This is a genomic window from Geodermatophilus aquaeductus (assembly GCF_900182545.1).
Lineage (GTDB): Bacteria > Actinomycetota > Actinomycetes > Mycobacteriales > Geodermatophilaceae > Geodermatophilus > Geodermatophilus aquaeductus.
The window spans coordinates 107,232-125,048 of sequence record NZ_FXTJ01000007.1 but is presented as its reverse complement, the minus strand read 5'-3'; the positions used below and the strand labels follow the sequence as shown (position 1 = coordinate 125,048).

Annotated in this window: 15 protein-coding genes, 1 tRNA gene and 1 pseudogene; 12 read left to right on the top strand and 5 right to left on the bottom strand. The window is 77.1% G+C overall.

Annotation, left to right across the window (positions count from 1 at the left end):
• Positions 1-27 precede the first annotated feature (27 nt).
• The 4 genes and pseudogenes from FN207_RS17400 (at position 28) to holA (ending at position 5,328) form a co-directional block, all read left to right on the top strand.
• Positions 28-903: a DegV family protein gene (locus FN207_RS17400; protein WP_142459729.1), complete on the top strand. Its 876-nt coding sequence runs from the start codon at positions 28-30 to the stop codon at positions 901-903.
• Between the two features lie 138 nt (positions 904-1,041).
• Entirely contained in the window at positions 1,042-1,896 is an 855-nt protein-coding gene (locus FN207_RS17395) for a ComEA family DNA-binding protein (RefSeq protein ID WP_142459728.1), read from the top strand.
• A pseudogene (locus tag FN207_RS27045) lies at positions 1,893-3,998 on the top strand (ComEC/Rec2 family competence protein); the annotation flags it as partial. The gene FN207_RS17395 and the pseudogene FN207_RS27045, both read left to right, overlap by 4 nt.
• Positions 3,999-4,323: 325 nt before the next feature.
• Positions 4,324-5,328, top strand: a complete 1,005-nt coding sequence (holA, locus tag FN207_RS27040) for a DNA polymerase III subunit delta (protein WP_246066135.1) — start codon at positions 4,324-4,326, stop codon at positions 5,326-5,328.
• A 91-nt stretch (positions 5,329-5,419) separates the two neighbouring features.
• Here holA and rpsT read toward each other — a convergent pair whose 3' ends face one another.
• The gene (gene rpsT, locus FN207_RS17385) at positions 5,420-5,680 is read right to left on the bottom strand and encodes a 30S ribosomal protein S20 (protein ID WP_073419169.1); all 261 of its coding nucleotides are present in this window, start codon (positions 5,678-5,680) and stop codon (positions 5,420-5,422) included.
• A 181-nt stretch (positions 5,681-5,861) separates the two neighbouring features.
• Here rpsT and lepA point away from each other — a divergent pair, with 181 nt between their 5' ends.
• The 4 genes from lepA to FN207_RS17365 are packed head-to-tail and all read left to right on the top strand — an operon-like array spanning position 5,862 to position 10,848.
• Entirely contained in the window at positions 5,862-7,706 is a 1,845-nt protein-coding gene (gene lepA / locus FN207_RS17380) for a translation elongation factor 4 (RefSeq protein ID WP_142459727.1), read from the top strand.
• Positions 7,703-8,374: an MOSC domain-containing protein gene (locus FN207_RS17375; protein WP_142459726.1), complete on the top strand. Its 672-nt coding sequence runs from the start codon at positions 7,703-7,705 to the stop codon at positions 8,372-8,374. Before lepA ends, FN207_RS17375 begins: the two co-directional genes overlap by 4 nt.
• A gap of 31 nt (positions 8,375-8,405) precedes the next feature.
• The gene (locus FN207_RS17370; RefSeq protein ID WP_142459725.1) at positions 8,406-9,134 is read left to right on the top strand and encodes an LppX_LprAFG lipoprotein; all 729 of its coding nucleotides are present in this window, start codon (positions 8,406-8,408) and stop codon (positions 9,132-9,134) included.
• Entirely contained in the window at positions 9,103-10,848 is a 1,746-nt protein-coding gene (locus FN207_RS17365; protein ID WP_142459724.1) for an MFS transporter, read from the top strand. Before FN207_RS17370 ends, FN207_RS17365 begins: the two co-directional genes overlap by 32 nt.
• On the opposite strand, the gene FN207_RS17360 is transcribed toward FN207_RS17365, so the two are convergent.
• The 4 genes from FN207_RS17360 to selD form a co-directional block, all read right to left on the bottom strand.
• Positions 10,817-11,146, bottom strand: a complete 330-nt coding sequence (locus FN207_RS17360) for a hypothetical protein (RefSeq protein ID WP_185938398.1) — start codon at positions 11,144-11,146, stop codon at positions 10,817-10,819. The genes FN207_RS17365 and FN207_RS17360 overlap by 32 nt on opposite strands.
• A 16-nt stretch (positions 11,147-11,162) precedes the next feature.
• Positions 11,163-12,128 carry a zinc-binding dehydrogenase gene (locus FN207_RS17355; RefSeq protein ID WP_142459723.1) on the bottom strand — a complete coding sequence of 322 codons (966 nt, stop codon included), beginning with the start codon at positions 12,126-12,128 and terminating at the stop codon, positions 11,163-11,165.
• Between the two features lie 74 nt (positions 12,129-12,202).
• Complete coding sequence (locus FN207_RS17350) at positions 12,203-12,772, bottom strand: hypothetical protein (protein ID WP_142459722.1); 570 nt, start codon at positions 12,770-12,772, stop codon at positions 12,203-12,205.
• A 130-nt stretch (positions 12,773-12,902) separates the two neighbouring features.
• A complete protein-coding gene (gene selD, locus FN207_RS17345) occupies positions 12,903-13,910 on the bottom strand; it encodes a selenide, water dikinase SelD (protein WP_221888259.1) in 1,008 nt (335 codons plus the stop codon).
• 83 nt (positions 13,911-13,993) lie between these two features.
• Between selD and FN207_RS17340 the strand changes: the two genes are divergently transcribed.
• From FN207_RS17340 to selB, 4 genes are all read left to right on the top strand, one after another.
• Positions 13,994-14,590: a DUF6624 domain-containing protein gene (locus tag FN207_RS17340; RefSeq protein ID WP_142459721.1), complete on the top strand. Its 597-nt coding sequence runs from the start codon at positions 13,994-13,996 to the stop codon at positions 14,588-14,590.
• 21 nt (positions 14,591-14,611) lie between these two features.
• Positions 14,612-14,707: transfer RNA gene (locus FN207_RS26400), tRNA-OTHER, on the top strand.
• A 40-nt stretch (positions 14,708-14,747) separates the two neighbouring features.
• Positions 14,748-16,058 carry an L-seryl-tRNA(Sec) selenium transferase gene (gene selA / locus FN207_RS17335; protein ID WP_142459720.1) on the top strand — a complete coding sequence of 437 codons (1,311 nt, stop codon included), beginning with the start codon at positions 14,748-14,750 and terminating at the stop codon, positions 16,056-16,058.
• Positions 16,049-17,794, top strand: a complete 1,746-nt coding sequence (selB, locus tag FN207_RS17330) for a selenocysteine-specific translation elongation factor (protein ID WP_142459719.1) — start codon at positions 16,049-16,051, stop codon at positions 17,792-17,794. Before selA ends, selB begins: the two co-directional genes overlap by 10 nt.
• Positions 17,795-17,817: the final 23 nt, after the last annotated feature.

Below are 17,817 nucleotides of genomic sequence, written 5' to 3'. Positions count from 1 at the left end.
CCGCGGGGCGCGGGCTAGCCTCTCGTGATGCCCGTCGCCGTGGTCACCGACTCCACGGCCTACCTGCCTCCCGAGGTCGTGGCGCGCTACGGCATCGAGGTGGTGCCGCTCTACGTGGCTCTCGCCGGCCGCTCGGGGCGCGAGGGCGAGGAGATCACCCCCGACGAGGTCGCCCGGGCCGTGGCGACCCGCGGCCAGCAGGTGTCCACGTCGCGGCCGACGCCCGGCGACTTCGTCGCCGCCTACCGCCGCCGGCTCGCCGAGGGCGCCGACCGGGTGGTCTCGGTCCACCTGTCCGCGGAGCTGTCGAGCACCTGGGACGCCGCGCGGCTGGCCGCCGCCCAGGTCGGTGAGCACGTCGTCACGGTGATCGACTCGCGGTCGGCGGCCATGGGCACCGGCTTCGCCGTCCTCGCCGCCGCGCGCTGCGCCGCCGAGGGGGGCGACGCAGCGCAGGTCGCCGCCGTCGCGCAGCGCACGGCCGCCCGCACGCGGACGTTCTTCGTCGTCGACACGCTCGAGCACCTCCGCCGCGGTGGCCGGATCGGCTCGGCGGCCTCGCTGCTGGGGACGGCGCTGGCGGTCAAGCCGGTGCTGCACGTCGCCGACGGGCAGGTCGTCCCGCTGGAGCGGGTGCGCACGTCGGCCCGCGCGCTGGCCCGGCTCGTGCAGCGCGCCGTGGAGGCCGCCGGCGGTCCCGGCGCCTCCTTCGCCGTGCACCACCTCGCGGCTCCCGAGCGCGCCGCGAAGCTCGCCGCGGAGCTGCAGCGCGCGGTGCCCGACGCGCGCGAGCTGTACGTCAGCGAGCTGGGGGCAGCGATCGGCGCGCACGTCGGGCCCGGCGCGGTGGGCGTGGTGGTGAGCCCGGCCGACGACCGCGACGGGGACCGCGACCGGGACTGAGAGCGGAACGGCGGACACGGGGCGCAGCCTGCACCGGACCCCGGTCCTCCGGGTCCCGCGCGTCCACAGCCGGCACCGCCGTCCACAGCCGGCCGGCGGACGGCTCCCCGGCGGGGCGGGCTGCCTAGCGTCCGCCGCGTGCGCCTGACCTCCCGTCGCGATCCCGCAGCCGACGTCATCCGTGCCCGCCTGCGCGTGCTGCTCGACGAGGGGCGGCGCTCCGGCTGGCTGCCCGAGGACGACCCGCTCGAGGACGCGCCCCGCACGGGCGTCGCCCTCCTCCGTCCTCCCGGGGACGACCCCGACCCGCTTCCAGACGACGACCCCGGGGAACGGCTGCCCGACGGTCTGGGCCGCCACCGGGCACCGGGCCGCGCCGTGCGCGTCGACCCGGGCCGCCGCGGCAGTGCCGCCCTGTGGCTCACCGGCCTGCTCGCCGCCCTGCTGCTGGTCGGCTGGACCTGGCTTCAGCGGCCGGAGGTCGAGCCGGCGCCATCGCCCGAGGTGGCCCCCGCGGCCGAGGCGGACGCACCGGGGACAGAAGAGGGGACGGCGGTCGGGGAGGCCGTCGAGGCCCGGACCACCGTGGTCGTCTCGGTCGTCGGGCTGGTCGTCTCCCCGGGCCTGGTGACGCTGCCTGAGGGTGCCCGGGTGGCCGACGCGGTGGCGGCGGCCGGCGGCCTCCTGCCCGAGGCCGACCCCGCCTCGGTCAACCTGGCCGCGGTCGTCAGCGACGGCCAGCAGGTCGCCGTGGGCGTGCCGGGCCCGGCGGCCGGCGCGGCCGGTGGCGCGGCGCCGGCCGGCCCGCTCGACCTGAACACGGCCACGGTCGCCGACCTCGACGCGCTGCCCGGCATCGGGCCGGTCCTCGCCCAGCGGATCGTCGACCACCGCGAGCAGCACGGCCGGTTCGCCAGGGTCGAGCAGCTCGACGACGTGCCGGGCATCGGGCCGGCGGTCTACGGCGAGCTGGCCGACCTGGTGCGGGTGTGAGCACCGGCCGCGACCGCCGCTGGTCGTGGCTGGACCTGCGCCTGGTCCCGGTCGCCGCCGCGGTCTGGGCGGTCACCCTCCTCGCGGCGCTGCTCCCGCCCGCCGCGCTGCTCGTCCTGGCAGGTGCCGCCACTCTCGCCGCCGTCCTGCTCGCTCCCCGCCGGCGATCGGCCCGCGCCCTCGTCCTGCTGGCCGTCCTCGCCGCCGTGGCCACCACCGCCACGGTCGCCGCCGTCCGCGGTGCCGCCCGTGCCGCGTCCCCGCTGGCCGAGGCGGCCGGCGGCCGGACGGTCGGCGTGGTCCTGGAGGTGGACGGCGACCCGCGGCGCATCCGGGGCGTCGGTCCGCCGCGGCTGGTCCTCGACGTCACGGTCACCGCCGTCGCCGACGACGCGGGCACGGTCGGGCTGAGCGCCGGGGCGGTGCTGTTCGCCCCGGCGGAGGACTGGGCCGGGGTGCTGCCCGGCGAGGTCGTCCGGACGCGGGTGTCGGTCGCGACCGTGCCGGCCACCGAGGGCGTCGTCGCCCGGCTGTCGGCGCGGGGGCCGCCCGAGCCGGTGGAGGAGCCGTCGCGGCTGCAGCGGGCCGCCGGCGCGGTGCGCGACGGGCTGGCCGCCTCGGCGCGGCGGGTGCTGGACACACCGGCCGACGGGTTGCTGCCCGGGCTGGTCGTGGGGGACACCCGGGGCCTCGACCCGGTGCTGGAGGAGGACTTCCGGCGCGCCGGGCTGTCCCACCTGACCGCGGTGTCGGGAGCGAACGTCGCGATCGTCCTCACCGGCGTCCTCGCGCCGCTGCGTCGCAGGGCGGTGAGCCGGCGGGTCCAGGCGGGGGTGGCGCTGGTCGCCCTGGCCGGCTTCGTGGTGCTCGTCCGGCCCGACGCCAGCGTGGTGCGCGCGGCGGCCATGGGTGCGGTCACGCTCCTCGCCCTCGCCACCGGGCGCGCGCGGACGGCCGTGCCGGCGCTGTCGGCCTCGGTGGTCGTGCTGCTGCTCCTGGATCCGCGACTGGCCCGCGACGCCGGCTTCGCCCTGTCGGTCGCGGCGACGGCGGCCATCGTGCTGCTCGCGCCCGGCTGGTCGCGACGCCTGCAGCGGCGGGGCTGGCCGCGGACCCCGGCCGACGCCGTGGCCGTCGCCGCGGCCGCCGGGCTGGCCACCGCGCCGCTGGTGGCGGGGCTGTCCGGCCTGGTCAGCCCGGTGTCGCTGCCGGCCAACCTGATCGCCGCGCCCGCGGTGGCGCCGGCGACGGTGCTGGGCCTGCTCGCGGCTCTCGCCGGGCCGGTCCTGCCGGTCGGCGGGAACGTCCTCGTGTGGCTGGCGGGCTGGCCGGCGCGGTGGCTGGTCCTCGTGGCCCGGACCGCGGCCGGCCTGCCCGACGGCGCCACCGGCTGGCCGGCCGGCACGGGCGGGGCCCTGCTGCTCACCGTCCTGCTGCTGCTCGCCGGTCTGGCGCTGTGGCGCCACCGTCGGCTGCGCCCGCTCGCGCTGGCGGCGTTGGTCGGCCTGGTGCTGCTCGGCTGGCCGCTGCGCCAGGCGGCCGACGGCTGGCCGCCCGCCGGAGCGGTCCTGGTCGCCTGCGACGTCGGGCAGGGCGACGCCCTGGTGGTGCCGACCGGTCCCGGCGAGGGGGTGCTCGTCGACGCCGGCCCGGAGGTCGGCCCGGTCGACCGCTGCCTCGACCGGCTCGGGATCGACCGGCTGCCGCTGGTGCTGCTGTCCCACCTCGACGCCGACCACGTCGGCGGACTGGCCGGCGCCCTGGAGGGACGGGAGGTGGGAACCGTCGCCACCGGGACGCTGTCCCCGGCCGACGAGCGGGCCGGGGCCCTCGACGCCGCGGTCGTCCGGGCCCGCGCCGCCCGCGAGGTGCTGGTCCCCGGAGACCGACGGGAGGTGGGCGACGTGCGCCTGGAGGTCCTCGCCCCGCCCCCGGAGATCGCGACGGCGGCCGCCGAGCCCAACGACCTCTCGCTGGTCGTGCGGGTCACCGCGCGCGGCGTCCGGGTGCTGCTCACCGGCGACCTGGGTGCCACCGCCGAGGCGCGTGTGCTCGACCGCGGGGTGGACCTGCGCGCCGACGTGCTCAAGGTGCCGCACCACGGCAGCGCCGACGCCGACCCGGCCTTCCTCGCCGCGACCGGCGCCCGGGTGGCGCTGGTGAGCGTCGGCGCGGACAACACCTACGGGCACCCGGCGCCGCGGCTGCTGTCGCTGCTGGCCCGCGACGGCGTGCAGGTGCACCGCACCGACCGGGAGGGCGACCTGGCCGTCGTCGGGTCGGCGGGGGAGTGGGGCGTCGCGGCGCGGGGATCGCCGGGTGCGTCGGCCGCCCGTCCGGCACCGGTCACCGCGGATCTCCCCGACGGCCTGCCCCCGGGCCCCGTGGCGCGGCGGGACCGTCGGCGGGCCGTGACACCATCGGGGCGTGGCAGCGGCACCCCCGGCACCGACCTCCCGGCTGCGGGTCGTCGTCGGCGAGGAGGAGCTGCTCCGCTCCCGCGCCGTCGCCGCCGTGCGCGCCGCCGTCCTCGAGCGCCACCCGCAGGCGGAGCTGCACGAGCTGCCCGCGCTCGGCCTGCCGGCCGGCCAGCTCGCCGACGTCCTGGCGCCGTCGCTGTTCGGCGAGCACCGACTGGTCGTCGTGGCGGGCGTGCACGAGGCCGCCGGCGCCCTGGTCGACGCGCTGACCAGCTACTGCAAGGACCCCGACCCCGAGCTCACGCTGGTCGTCGTCCACCACGGCGGCAAGCGCAACGAGGCCCTGCTCAAGGCGATGACCGCGGCCGGTGCCGCGGTCGACGAGTGCCCCAAGATCTCCTCGGCCGGCGACCGGGCGGCCTTCGTGCGCAACGAGGTGCGCTCGGCCGGCGGCCGGATCACCCCGGACGCGGTGACCGCGCTGGTCGAGGCGATCGGCGGGGACCTGCGGGCGCTGGCGTCGGCGGCCACCCAGCTGGTCGCCGACTTCGGCGGCACCATCGACGCCGACGCCGTCGCGCGGTTCCACCGCGGGCAGGCCGAGGTCACCGGCTTCACCGTCGCCGAGAAGGTGCTGGTGGGGGACCGCCAAGGGTCGATCGAGTCGCTGCGCTGGGCGCTCGAGCGCGGCGTCGCGCACGTGCTCATCGCCGACGCGATCGCCGACGGCGTCCGGACCGCCGCCCGGGTCACCTCGCTGAACACCGCCAACCCCGGCGAGCTCGCCCGGGCGCTGAAGCTGCCGCCGTGGAAGGTCAAGAAGGCGCAGAGCCAGGCCCGCGGCTGGAGCATCGAGGGGCTGCAGCAGGCGATCGGGGTGGCCGCCGAGCTCAATGCCGACGTCAAGGGCGTGGCCGCCAGCGCCGACTACGCGCTCGAGCGGGCCATCCGCCGCATCGTGGACATCCGCAGCGCCACCGGCCGCGACCCGCGGGCGCGCGGCCGCTACTGAGGTCCGGGCCCCGGGACGCTCCAGGCGGCCCCGGAACGCAGCGAGCCCCGTCCCTCGCGGGGACGGGGCTCGCGACGAGCGGGGACGCAGCTCAGAGGCTGGTCAGCTGCTTGGCCATGCCCGACTTGCGGTTGGCCGCCTGGTTCTTGTGGATGATGCCCTTGCTGGCGGCCTTGTCGAGGGCCTTGCCGGCCTTCTGCAGCGCCGTGGTCGCGGCCTCGGTGTCGCCGGCAGCGGCGGCCTCGCGGAAGCGGCGGACGGCCGTCTTCAGGGCGGACTTGACGGCGACGTTGCGCTGACGCGCCTTCTCGTTCGTCTTGTTCCGCTTGATCTGGGACTTGATGTTCGCCACGCGTGAGCCTCGGTGTCTCGCAGGAGGGAAAGGGTCTGTCGGTGCGTCCGGACGGCGTGCGTCAGCGGACCGGCCTGCCAGGTTACCAGCGTGCGGCGCGGCGTCCCACCCCGGCCGGGGAGAGGCCCCTCTCGGCACGGTGCTCCGCCCGGGCGGCCGGTCGTGGGACGATGGCGGCACTGTGACGACGCCTGCTGCCACCGATCCCGCCCGGATCCGGAACTTCTGCATCATCGCCCACATCGACCACGGCAAGTCGACGCTGGCCGACCGGATGCTCGAGGTCACCGGGATCATCGAGGCGCGGCAGATGCGCGCGCAGTACCTCGACCGCATGGACATCGAGCGCGAGCGCGGCATCACCATCAAGGCGCAGAACGTCCGCCTGCCGTGGACGCCGCGCACGGGCGAGGCCGCCGGCGACGAGTACGTCCTCGACATGATCGACACCCCGGGCCACGTCGACTTCACCTACGAGGTGTCCCGGTCGCTGGCCGCCTGCGAGGGCGCGGTGCTGCTCGTCGACGCCGCCCAGGGCATCGAGGCGCAGACGCTGGCCAACCTCTACCTGGCCCTGGAGAACGACCTCACGATCATCCCGGTCCTCAACAAGATCGACCTGCCGGCCGCGCAGCCGGAGCGGTACGCCGCGGAGATCGCGCACATCATCGGCTGCGAGCCCGAGGACGTGCTGCGCGTCAGCGGCAAGACCGGTGAGGGCGTCCCGGAGCTGCTCGACGCGATCGTCGCCCAGATCCCCGCCCCGGTCGGCGACGCCACCGCCCCGGCCCGCGCGATGATCTTCGACTCGGTCTACGACATCTACCGCGGCGTCATCACCTACGTCCGCGTCGTCGACGGGCGGATCTCCAGCCGCGAGCGGATCAAGATGATGTCCACCGGCGCGGTCCACGAGCTGCTCGAGATCGGCGTCATCTCACCGGAGCCCAAGCCGGTCGACGGCCTCGGCGTCGGCGAGGTCGGCTACTTCATCACCGGTGTGAAGGACGTCCGCCAGTCCCGGGTCGGCGACACCGTCACGCTGCAGCACAAGCCGGCCGCCGAGCCGATCGGCGGCTACAGCGACCCCAAGCCGATGGTCTACTCCGGCCTCTACCCGATCGACGGCAGCGAGTACCCGCTGCTGCGCGAGGCGCTGGACAAGCTGCTGCTCAACGACGCGGCGCTCACCTACGAGCCGGAGACCTCGGCGGCGCTGGGGTTCGGCTTCCGCGTCGGCTTCCTCGGCCTGCTGCACCTGGAGATCGTCCGCGAGCGGCTCGAGCGCGAGGCCGGCATCAGCCTGATCTCCACCGCGCCGAACGTCGTCTACCGGGTGGTGATGGAGGACGGCACCGAGCACACCGTCACCAACCCCAGCGACTGGCCCGAGGGCAAGATCGACCGCGTCTACGAGCCGATCGTCAACGCCACGATCATCGCGCCCAGCGACTACACCGGCGCGATCATGGAGCTGTGCCAGAGCCGGCGCGGTCAGCTCGGCGGCATGGACTACCTGAGCGAGTCCCGCGTCGAGCTGCGGTACACGCTGCCCCTCGGCGAGATCATCTTCGACTTCTTCGACGCCCTGAAGTCGCGCACCCGCGGCTACGCCAGCCTCGACTACTCCGAGGCCGGCGAGCAGGAGTCCTCGCTGGTCAAGGTGGACATCCTGCTGCAGGGCGAGGCCGTCGACGCGTTCAGCGCGATCGTGCACAAGGACAAGGCCTACAGCTACGGCGTGATGATGGCCGGCAAGCTGCGCGAGCTCATCCCGCGCCAGCAGTTCGAGGTGCCGATCCAGGCCGCCGTCGGCTCCCGGGTCATCGCCCGCGAGACGGTGCGCGCCATCCGCAAGGACGTCCTGGCCAAGTGCTACGGCGGTGACATCACCCGCAAGCGCAAGCTGCTGGAGAAGCAGAAGGAGGGCAAGAAGCGGATGAAGATGGTCGGCCGCGTCGAGGTCCCCCAGGAGGCGTTCGTCGCCGCGCTCTCCACCAACGAGTCCACCGCCTCCAAGAAGTGACCGCGCGGCTGGTGGCCGTCTGCGTCTCCGGCTCCGACCTGCTGCCCCTGCCCGGGCGCCGTCCCGACCGCAGCGGCATCGACAAGCGGCCGGTGGACGGCCGGGTCGCCGTCGCCGAGCTGGGCCTGGACGGGGACATCCAGGTCAACCGGAAGTACCACGGCGGGGAGGGCCAGGCGGTCTACGCCTACGCCCAGGAGGACGCCGACCACTGGGCGGCCGAGCTCGGCCGCGACCTCCCGCCAGGCCGCTTCGGGGAGAACCTGCGGACGGCGGGCCTCGACCTGACCGGCGCGGTGATCGGCGAGCGCTGGCGGGTGGGGACGGCGCTGGTCGAGGTGACCGCGCCGCGGATCCCGTGCGCCAACTTCGCCCGGTTCTGGGGCGTGCCCGACCTGGTCAAGCGCTTCACCGCGCACGGCGCCACCGGCGCGTACCTGCGGGTGCTGGAGACCGGCGACGTCGGCGCCGGCGACGAGGTCACCGTGGTCGAGCAGCCCGCGCACGGCGTCACCACCGGCCTGGCCTTCCGGGCGCTGACCACCCAGCGCTACCGCATCGCCCAGCTCGCGCCCGCGCTGGCGGCGATGCCGGTCAAGGACCAGCCCAAGCTCGCCGAGCGGATCGCCCGCGCCACGGGCCGGTCGGAGGCCGCCGCCCTCGGCTGAGCGGCGGGGTCGGTTACCGTGCCCGCGCCGGGTGGACCGGCGCGACGGGGAGGTCGTCATGCTGCTGCGCCGTGCCGCCGGGCTGGTGGCCGGGCTGGTGCTCGCGGGGTCGGCGCTGACCGGCTGCGGGTCCGAGGAGCCGGAGGAGTCGGCCGGTGACCTGCTGGCCCGCGCGAAGACGACGCTCGACGACACCGACCGCCTGCACTTCGTCCTCACCAGCGAGGGCGCGCCGACCACCGGCACCGCGCTGGTCGGCGGCGAGGGCGACGTCGTCCGGCCGGCCTCCTTCCAGGGCACGCTGCAGGTGCTGGCGCTGGGCTCGGCGCTCGACCTCGCCGTCGTCTCCGTCGACGGCACTGTCTACGCCCAGCTGCCCTTCACCAGCGGCTACAGCGTCGTCGACCCCGCGCAGTTCGGCTTCGGCGACCCGGGCGCGCTGCTCGACCCCGACACCGGCATCTCCCAGCTGCTGGCCCAGGCCGACTCCGCCGAGCTGGGGGAGGAGCGGCGGGTCGACGGCGAGGTGGTGCGCGAGGTGACCGCCGAGCTGCCCGGTGACCTGGTGGAGGAGGTGCTGACCAGCGCGGACCCGAGCCGGCCGGTGCAGGCCCGCTACTCCGTGGCCCCCGAGTCGGGCGAGCTGCGCCGCGCCGAGCTGACCGGCCCCTTCTACGCCGCCGGCCAGGACGCCACCTTCACCATCGAGCTCTCCGAGGCCGGCGACGATGTCGAGATCACCGCACCGCCTGTCGGCTGAGCCGCAGGCGCCCGCGGTCCCGGGGCTGCCGCTGGTCGTCCTGGCCACGCTCGCGGTCCTGGTGACCGCGGCCGACACCTACGTCGTCGTCCTGGCGCTGCCCGACATCCTCACCGGGGTCGGCGTCGGCATCGACGAGCTGCAGCGGGCGACGCCGATCATCGGCGGGTTCCTGCTCGGCTACACCGCCACGCTGCCGCTGCTGGGGCGCCTCGCCGACCTGCGCGGCCGCGTGCCGGTGCTCGCCGGCTGCCTGCTGCTGTTCGCCGTCGGCTCGCTGCTCACCGCGACGGCGACCGACCTCGGCCTCGCCGTCGCCGGCCGCGGGCTGCAGGGCGTGGGCGCCGGCGGGCTGGTCCCGGCCACGCTCGCGCTGGTCGCCGACCGGTGGCCGCCGGAGCGCCGCGCGGTCCCGCTGGGCGTCGTCGGCGCCGTGCAGGAGGCCGGCGCGGTGCTCGGCCCGCTGGCCGGCGCCGCGGTGCTCGCCGTCAGCGACTGGCGGGCGGTGTTCTGGCTCAACCTGCTGCTCGGGCTCGCGCTGGCCGCCGGGGTGGTGACCACCGGGGGACGGCGGCCCGACCCGCTGGGGCTCGCGCTGCTCGCGGTCACCGGCGCCGCGGCCGGACTCCAGCTGGCCGAGCCCGCCGCGCTGGCCGAGGACGTCACGCTCGGCCTCGGCTGGGTGCCGGTGGCCGACGGCGTCCCGGCCGCGACGCCGCTGGTGCTGGTGGCCGTGGTCGCCGGCCTGGCGCTGGTCGCGCGCAGCCTCACCCACCCCGCCGGCGCGGTCCTGCCGCTGCGCGGGGTCCCGCGGCTGCTGCGCGAGGTCGACGTGCTCGGCTCGCTGCTCGCCGTCGTCGCGCTGGGCGCGCTGGTGTGGGCCTTCGCCGCGGCCGACCCGGCCACCGAGGTCGTGGCCCACGGTCCGGTGCTGCTGCCGGTGGCGGCAGCGGCCGCCGTCGCGTTCTGGCTGCACGAGCGGCGCACGCCCGACCCGGTGCTGCCGCTGGGCGCGCTGCGGTCGGCCGGCGCCTGGGGCGCGCTGGTGGTCAACCTGCTCGTGGGGGTGGCGCTGGTGGCCGCGCTGGTCGACGTCCCGCTGTTCGCCCGCGCGACGACGACGCCCGGTGACCAGCTCGGCGCCGCGCTGGTGCTGGTGCGGCTGCTGGCAGCCGTCCCGGTGGGCGCGGTGGCCGGCGGGTGGTTGTGCCGCGTGCTGCCCCCGCGGGCCGTGGCGGCCGGAGGCATGGCGCTGGCCGCGCTGGCGCTGTGGGCGATGACCGGCTGGGGCGAGACCTCGCTGGACTCCTGGACGTCGACCGTCGTGCTGCTCGCCGCGGGCCTCGGGTTCGGCCTGGCGATCGCGCCGGTCAACGCGGTGCTGCTCGCCGTCACCGCCCCCGAGGTGCACGGCAGCGCCGGCGCGCTGGCCGTCGTCGCCCGGACCGTCGGCATGCTGGTCGGGCTCTCGCTGCTGACCGCGGTGGCGCTGCGCCGGTTCACCGCGGAGGTCGAGGCCATCGGCTCGCCGCTGACGCTGTGCCCGGCCTCGCCCGCGGACTGCCCGGCGTACGACGACGCCACGAACGCCGCCGTCCTCACCCAGCTGCACACCGTCTTCGCCGGCGCCGCGATCGCCGCCGGACTGGCGGCGGTCGCGGCGCTCGTGCTGCTGCGGGAGGTCAGCCGGGCTCGCGCACCTCGTAGTGCGTGACGGTGTCCTCCCGCTGCACCAGGTAGCGGTCGTCCTCGGGGTAGTAGACGGCGGCCTCGAGGTCGTCGCCGGCGAACCCGCGGACGGCCTCCAGCGACTCCCAGATGCTCAGCGCCACGATCTCGGTGCGGCCGTCGCCGAGGTCGCGGGTGAGCACCCAGGCGCCCTCGTTGCCCGGCGTGCGCCGGTACTCGCCGACGCCGGTCTCCTCGACGTAGGCGGCGTAGGCGGCGGTGTCCTCGGTGCGGACCCAGCCCCGCCACACCCGTGCTGTCCTGGCCCCTGCTGTCCTGGGCATGGCCGGCCTCCTCGGGTCAGAGGGTGAACACGATCTTCCCGGCGGTGCGGCCCTCGAGCATCCGGGCGAAGCCGTCACGGGCCCGGTCCAGCGGCAGCTCGACGTCGATGACCGGGCGGACTCCGGTGGCCGCGCACATGCGCATGAGCGCCTCCAGCTCGTCGCGGGTGCCCATCGTGGAGCCGATGACCGACAGCTGGGTGAAGAACACCCGGTTGAGCTCGGCGCTCGGGTCGAAGCCGGTGGTGGCGCCGGAGGTGACGATGACGCCGCCGGGCCGCAGCGACTTGACGCTGTGGCTCCACGTCGCCTTGCCGACGGTCTCCATGACGCCGTCGACCCGCTCGGGCAGCCGGGCGCCGGTCTCGAACGCCTGCTCGGCGCCCAGCTCGAGCGCGGCCTGCCGCTTCTCCTCGCTGCGGCCGGTCACCCACACGCGGAACCCGGCGGCCCGCCCGAGCACGACCAGCGCGGTGGCCACGCCGCCGCTGGCGCCCTGCACGAGCACGGTGTGCCCGGGGCGCAGCCCGGACCTCACGAACAGCATCCGGTAGGCGGTCAGCCAGGCGGTGGGCAGGCACGCGGCCTCGGCGAAGGACAGCTCGGCCGGCTTGGGCAGCACGTTGCGCCGGGGGACGGCGACCCGCTCGGCCATCGTGCCCTGGTGCAGCTCGGAGAAGAGCGTGCGCTTGGGGTCGAGGGTCTCGTCGCCGGTCCACCCGGGGGTGGCGACGACGCCGTGGACGACGACCTCGTTGCCGTCCTCGTCCAGACCGGCCGCGTCGGTGCCCAGGATCATCGGCATCCGCTCCTGCGGCAGGCCCACGCCGCGCAGGCTGAACAGGTCGTGGTGGTTGAGCGAGACCGCCTTGACCTGCACCGTCGTCCAGCCGTCGGGCACCTCCGGCTCGGGACGGTCGCCGACCTCCAGCACGGAGAGCGGGTCGTCGGGCGAGGGCGTGGAGACGAAGACGGCGCGCATGTCCGGACGCTAGCCGGTGCCCGGTCGCCCGGCGACGGGGGTCGCGGCCCACCCGGAGCCGCGACCGGCGCCGGTCAGTGCGGGGCCGCGCAGTTCGACAGGGCCGTCCGGATGTCGCCCCGGACCCCGGCCAGGTCCGCCGTGGCGTCGATCCCCAGCGCCGGGACCTCGAGGGTGATCGAGCCGGTCAGGTCGGCCTGGCGGATGAGCACGCGCAGGTCGCAGCCGGTCGGGACGGGCGGCTCCGGCTGTTCGGTGGCCGGCCCCCGCCCGCGCCACTCCACGTCCAGGCCGAGGGTGCCGGTGACGTCGGGGAGCCCGTCGGCGGAGCACGTGACGCCGGTCGTCCCGGCCGTGCGGACCGATCCGAGCCCGCGGAAGTCCGCCGGCAGGCGCTCGTCGGCGAAGCACTCGTAGGCGCCGGCGAGGACCTCCGGCACCGTGAACGGTGCCTCCCCGTCCGGGTCGTAGGCGCTCAGGAAGACGCCCGCGCCGCCGACGAGGGGGAAGGCGCTGGCCGACCCGGTCGTCGTGTTCTCCGTCCCGGAGCCGGCCGGGGGCGCCGCCGTCGCGGTGCCGGTCAGCGTGCCCAGGGCGCCGGCAGCCAGCAGCAGCGTCAGTGCGCCGGCCGTCCTCGTCCGCATGTCGTCCTCCTCCGCGCCACGGCCGGCCCCTCCGGTCGGGCGCGGCGGCAGGGTGGCAGCGGAGGGCGTGAGGCGGAACGGCTCCGTTCGCGACGGTGCGGGGCGACGGCGCGTCGGCCGGGACGCGCCGTCAACGGACGACGAGGACGTGCTCCCCGCGCGGGACGAACTCCCCGATCACCGGGGCACCGGGCACCTCGCCGGCCAGCAGCAGCCCGCCGGAGGTCTGCGCGTCGGCGAGCAGCAGCGCCTCGTCCTCCTCGACGGCGGACAGGTCGGCGTGCGGGCGCACCCACTCAAGGTTGCGCCGGGTGCCGCCGGAGACGAACCCGGCCGCCAGCGCCTCGCGCGCCCCGGTCAGGTAGGGGACGGCGGCGGCGTCGACCACGGCGGTGACCCCGCTGGCGCGCGCCATCTTGTAGAGGTGCCCGAGCAGGCCGAAGCCGGTGACGTCGGTGCCCGCGCGGACGCCGGCGGCCAGCGCGGCCAGCGAGGCGTCGCGGTTGAGCGCGGTCATCGAGGTCACCGCCTCCTCGCTCACCTCGCCGGTGGCCTTCATCCGGTTGTTGAGCACCCCGACGCCGAGCGGCTTGGTCAGCGACAGCGGCGTCCCGGCGACCGCGGCGTCGTTGCGGATGACCCGGTCGAGGTCGAGGACCCCGGTGACCGCCATGCCGTACTTGGGCTCGGGGTCGTCGATGGAGTGCCCGCCGCCCACGTGGCAGCCGGCCTCCTGCGCGGCCTCCAGCCCGCCGCGCAGCACCTCGGCGGCGAGCTCGGCCGGCAGCACGTCGCGCGGCCACCCCAGCAGGTTCACCGCGACGACGGGGGTGCCGCCCATGGCGTAGACGTCGGAGAGCGCGTTGGCCGCGGCGATCCGGCCGAAGGTGTAGGCGTCGTCGACGACCGGGGTGAAGAAGTCGGTGGTGAGCACCAGCCCCTGCCCACCGGCGATCCGCACGACCGCCGCGTCGTCGCCGTCGTCGAGGCCGACGACGAGCTCGGCGGCCGGGGCGGCGGGGCCGGTGTGCGTGAGCCCCGCGACGACGGCCTCGAGTTCGCCCGGCGGGATCTTGCAGGCGCAGCCGCCGCCGTGCGCGTACTGGGTGAGCCGGATGCGGGGCGGCGCGGTCGTCACCTCGCCGACGCTAGTCCGACCGCGGACGGTGGACCGCCGGAGCCGGGCGCGGGACGATCGCCGCGTCCCGGGGAGGCCCCGCCGTGTCCCGTCTGCTGCTCGCCGTCCTGTTGCTGCTGGCCGGGTGCGCGGCGGGGGAGCCCACGACCGGCGCGGCGTCGTCGGCGGTGGCACCGACGCCGTCGCGGTCCGCGGCCTACGACGCCGCCCTGCACGACGAGCTGGTCGCCATGCTCGAGCGGGACCAGAGCGGACGCACCGGCGGCCCGGACCCCGAGGGCGACGCCGCGCGGACGGCGCGGCTGGCCGAGATCCTCGACGCGCACGGCTGGCCGACCCGGGAGCTGGTCGGGGAGGACGGCGCCGAGGCGGCGTGGGCGATCGCGCAGCACTCCGACCTCGACCCGGCGTTCCAGCAGCGGGCGCTGGAGCTGCTGCGGCAGGCGGTGGCGGCCGGGCAGGCCTCGCCGGGCGAGCTCGCGTACCTGACCGACCGGGTCGCGGCCAACACCGGGCGGCCGCAGACCTACGGCACGCAGGTGTCGTGCACGCCCGACGGACCGCAGCCGGCGGTGCCGCTCGCCGACCCGGCGGCCGTGGAGCGCCTGCGCGCCGAGGCCGACCTCGACCCGCTGGCGGCCTACCTCGCGGAGATGGCCGACATCTGCGCCGAGGAGTGAGCGCGCCGTAGGCTGCTGCGCGGAGGCGTCAGGGTGTCTGGTGGCCCCCGCGGCCTCTAAAGCCGACGTGGCCGAGCAGCTCGGTCAGGCGGGTTCGATTCCCGTCCGCCTCCGCCAGCCGACCCCGTCGCGGGCCGGCGCCTACGCTCCCGAGGCGATGAGCGCCGACCCGCGGCGGGCAGTGCCCCGCACCGACACGCTGCTGGGCGACCCGGCGCTGGCCGCCGCGGCGTCCCGGCTCGGCCGCGACCTGGTCAAGGACGTCGTCCGCGCGGTGCAGGCCCGCGTCCGCGCGGGGGAGCTGGACCCGGAGGACGCCGTCGCCGCGGTCCTGGCCGACCTGCCGACGACGGCGGCCAGCCTGCGGCCGGTGCTCAACGCCACCGGCGTGCTGGTGCACACCAACCTCGGGCGGGCGCCGCTGTCGCCGGCCGCCGTCGACGCCGTGGTCGCGGCGAGCGGGACCACCGACGTCGAGCTCGACCTGCGCACCGGCCGCCGCGGCCCGCGGGGCGAGGCGGCGCTGTCCGCGCTGCTGGCCGCGGTGCCGGCGGCCGAGGCGGCGATCGTGGTCAACAACTGTGCGGCCGCCCTGGCCCTGGTGGCGACGGCGCTCGGCGGCGAGCTGGTCATCGCCCGCGGGGAGCTGGTCGAGATCGGCGACGGGTTCCGCATCCCCGAGCTGCTGGAGTCCACCGGGGCGCGGCTGCGCGAGGTCGGCACCACCAACCGGGTCGCGCTGGAGGACTACACCCGTGCGCTCGGCCCGGGCACCGGCGCGGTGCTCAAGGTGCACCCGTCGAACTTCGTCGTCCGCGGGTTCACGCGGGCGGTGCCGGTGGCCACGCTCGCGACCGGCCTCGCCGGGACCGGCGTCCCGCTGGTCGCCGACGTCGGCTCGGGCCTGCTGCGCCCGCACCCCGCGCTGCCCGAGGAGCCGGACCTGCAGACCACGCTGGCCGACGGCGCCGACCTCGTCCTGGCCAGCGGCGACAAGCTGCTCGGCGGCCCGCAGGCCGGGCTGGTGCTCGGCCGCGCGGAGCTGGTGCAGCGGCTGCGCCGGCACCCGCTCTACCGCGCGCTGCGGGTGGACAAGACGACGCTGGCCGCGCTCGAGGCGACGCTGCGCGGACCGCTGCCGCCGGTGCAGGAGATGCTCGCCGCCGACGTCGCGGACCTGCGCGCGCGGGCCGGTGCGCTCGCCGCCCGGCTGGCCGCCGCCGGCCTCGACGCCCGGGCCGTGGACTCGGCCGCCCGCGTCGGCGGGGGCGGGGCGCCCGAGCACCCGCTGCCCAGCGCCGCGGTCTCGCTGCCCGCGGGCCTCGCCGAGCCGCTGCGGCTGGGCGCGCGGCCGGTGGTCGGGTACCTCGCCGACGACCGGACGCTGCTGGACCTGCGCAGCGTGCCGCCGTCGGCCGACGACGACCTGGCCGCCGCGGTGCTGGAGGTGGCACGCCGGTGCAGGTGATCGCGACCGCGGGGCACGTCGACCACGGCAAGTCCACGCTGGTCCGAGCGCTCACCGGCATGGAGCCCGACCGGTGGGAGGAGGAGCGCCGCCGCGGCCTCACCATCGACCTCGGGTTCGCCTGGACGACGCTGCCCTCGGGCCGGGTGGTCGCCGTCGTCGACGTGCCCGGGCACGAGCGGTTCGTCGGCAACATGCTCGCCGGCGTCGGGTCGGTGCCGGCCGCGCTCGTGGTGGTGGCCGCCGACGACGGCTGGTCGGCGCAGACCGCCGAGCACGTCGCCGTCCTCGACGCGCTCGGCGTGCGGCACGCGCTGCTCGCCGTCACCAAGGCCGACCTGGCCGACCCCGCGCCGGTGCTGGCCGACGCGACCGAGCGGCTGACGGCCACGTCGATGGGCGTGGTGCCGGGCGTGGCGGTGAGCGCCCCGGCGGGGCGGGGCGTCGACGACCTGGCGGCCGCGCTGGAGACGCTGCTGGCCGGGCTCCCCGCGCCGGACGCCGGTGCGCCGGTGCGGCTGTGGATCGACCGCGCGTTCCCCATCCGCGGCGCCGGGACCGTGGTCACCGGCACGCTGGCGGCCGGGTCCGTGGCGCCGGGCGACCGGCTGCGGCTCGGCGGCCGGGAGGTCACGGTGCGTGGCGTGCAGTCGCTGGGCCGGCCGGTGGAGCGGGCGACGGCGACCGCGCGGGTGGCGCTGAACCTGCGCGGCGTCGCCGTGGAGGACCTGTCCCGCGGCGACGCGCTGCTCACGCCCGGCGCCTTCCGGGAGACCGACGAGGTCGACGTCGTCCTGGCGCGGGAGCCGGCGGACCGGCTGCCGGCCGAGGCGGTGCTGCACGTGGGGTCGGCGGCGGTGCCGGTGCGCTTGCGCCCGCTGGAGGGGACGGCGCTGCGGCTGCGGCTGGCCTCGGCGCTCCCGCTGCGGGTGGGCGACCGGGTGCTGCTGCGCGACCCGGGTGCCCGCCGGGTGCTCGGCGCCGACGTCCGCGACGTCGCCCCGCCCGAGCTGCGCCGTCGCGGTGCCGCCCGGCAGCGGGCCGCCGAGCTCGACGCCCAGGACGCCGGGCCGGCCGGGGCCGCGGCCGACCTCGCGCGCCGGCGGGTGGTGCGCGCCGACGACTTCACCGCGATGGGCTGGCCGGTGCCCGACGACGCCGTCCGCGCCGGCCCGTGGCTGCTCGCTCCCGGGCTGGTGGGGTCGCTCGCCCGGCGGGTGCCCGGGCTGGTGGCCGCGCACCGGCAGGCGCACCCGCTGGAGCCGGGGCCGCCGGTCGCCGTCGTCCGCCGGGAGCTGGACCTGCCCGCCGACGACCTGGTGGCGCTCGTCGTCCGCCCGCCGCTGGCGCTGCGCGAGGGCCGCGTGGTGGTGGCCGCCGCAGGCCTGCCGCCCGCCGTGCAGCGCGCCGTCGACGCGATCCGGAGCCGGCTGGCCGCCGATCCGTTCGCCGCGCCGGACGCCGAGGAGCTGCGCGCCGCCCGGCTGGGCCCGCGCGAGCTGGCGGCGGCGGTGCGCGACGGGCAGCTGGTCCGCATCGCCGACGGCGTCTACCTGGCGCCGGGGGTGGAGCAGGTCGCGCGCGAGCGGCTGGCCGGGCTGCCGCAGCCGTTCACGCTCAGCCAGGCCCGCTCGGCGTGGGGGACCTCGCGCCGCGTGGCGGTGCCGCTGATGGAGTGGCTCGACGCCCGCGGCGTCACCCAGCGCCTGCCCGACGCGAGCCGCCGGCTGCGCTGACCCCCTGGCGCGGGAGACCCTGC

Excerpts from the sequence above, each read along its gene's own strand:
- FN207_RS17355 (WP_142459723.1), bottom strand. The coding sequence starts at position 12,128 with ATGCGCGCCGTCTTCGTCTCCACGCCCTCGCCCGACGACCCGCTCTCC.
- selA (WP_142459720.1), top strand. The coding sequence starts at position 14,748 with ATGAGCGCCGACCCGCGGCGGGCAGTGCCCCGCACCGACACGCTGCTG.
- FN207_RS17400 (WP_142459729.1), top strand. The coding sequence starts at position 28 with ATGCCCGTCGCCGTGGTCACCGACTCCACGGCCTACCTGCCTCCCGAG.
- FN207_RS17350 (WP_142459722.1), bottom strand. The coding sequence starts at position 12,772 with ATGCGGACGAGGACGGCCGGCGCACTGACGCTGCTGCTGGCTGCCGGC.
- FN207_RS17365 (WP_142459724.1), top strand. The coding sequence starts at position 9,103 with ATGTCGAGATCACCGCACCGCCTGTCGGCTGAGCCGCAGGCGCCCGCG.
- FN207_RS17360 (WP_185938398.1), bottom strand. The coding sequence starts at position 11,146 with ATGCCCAGGACAGCAGGGGCCAGGACAGCACGGGTGTGGCGGGGCTGG.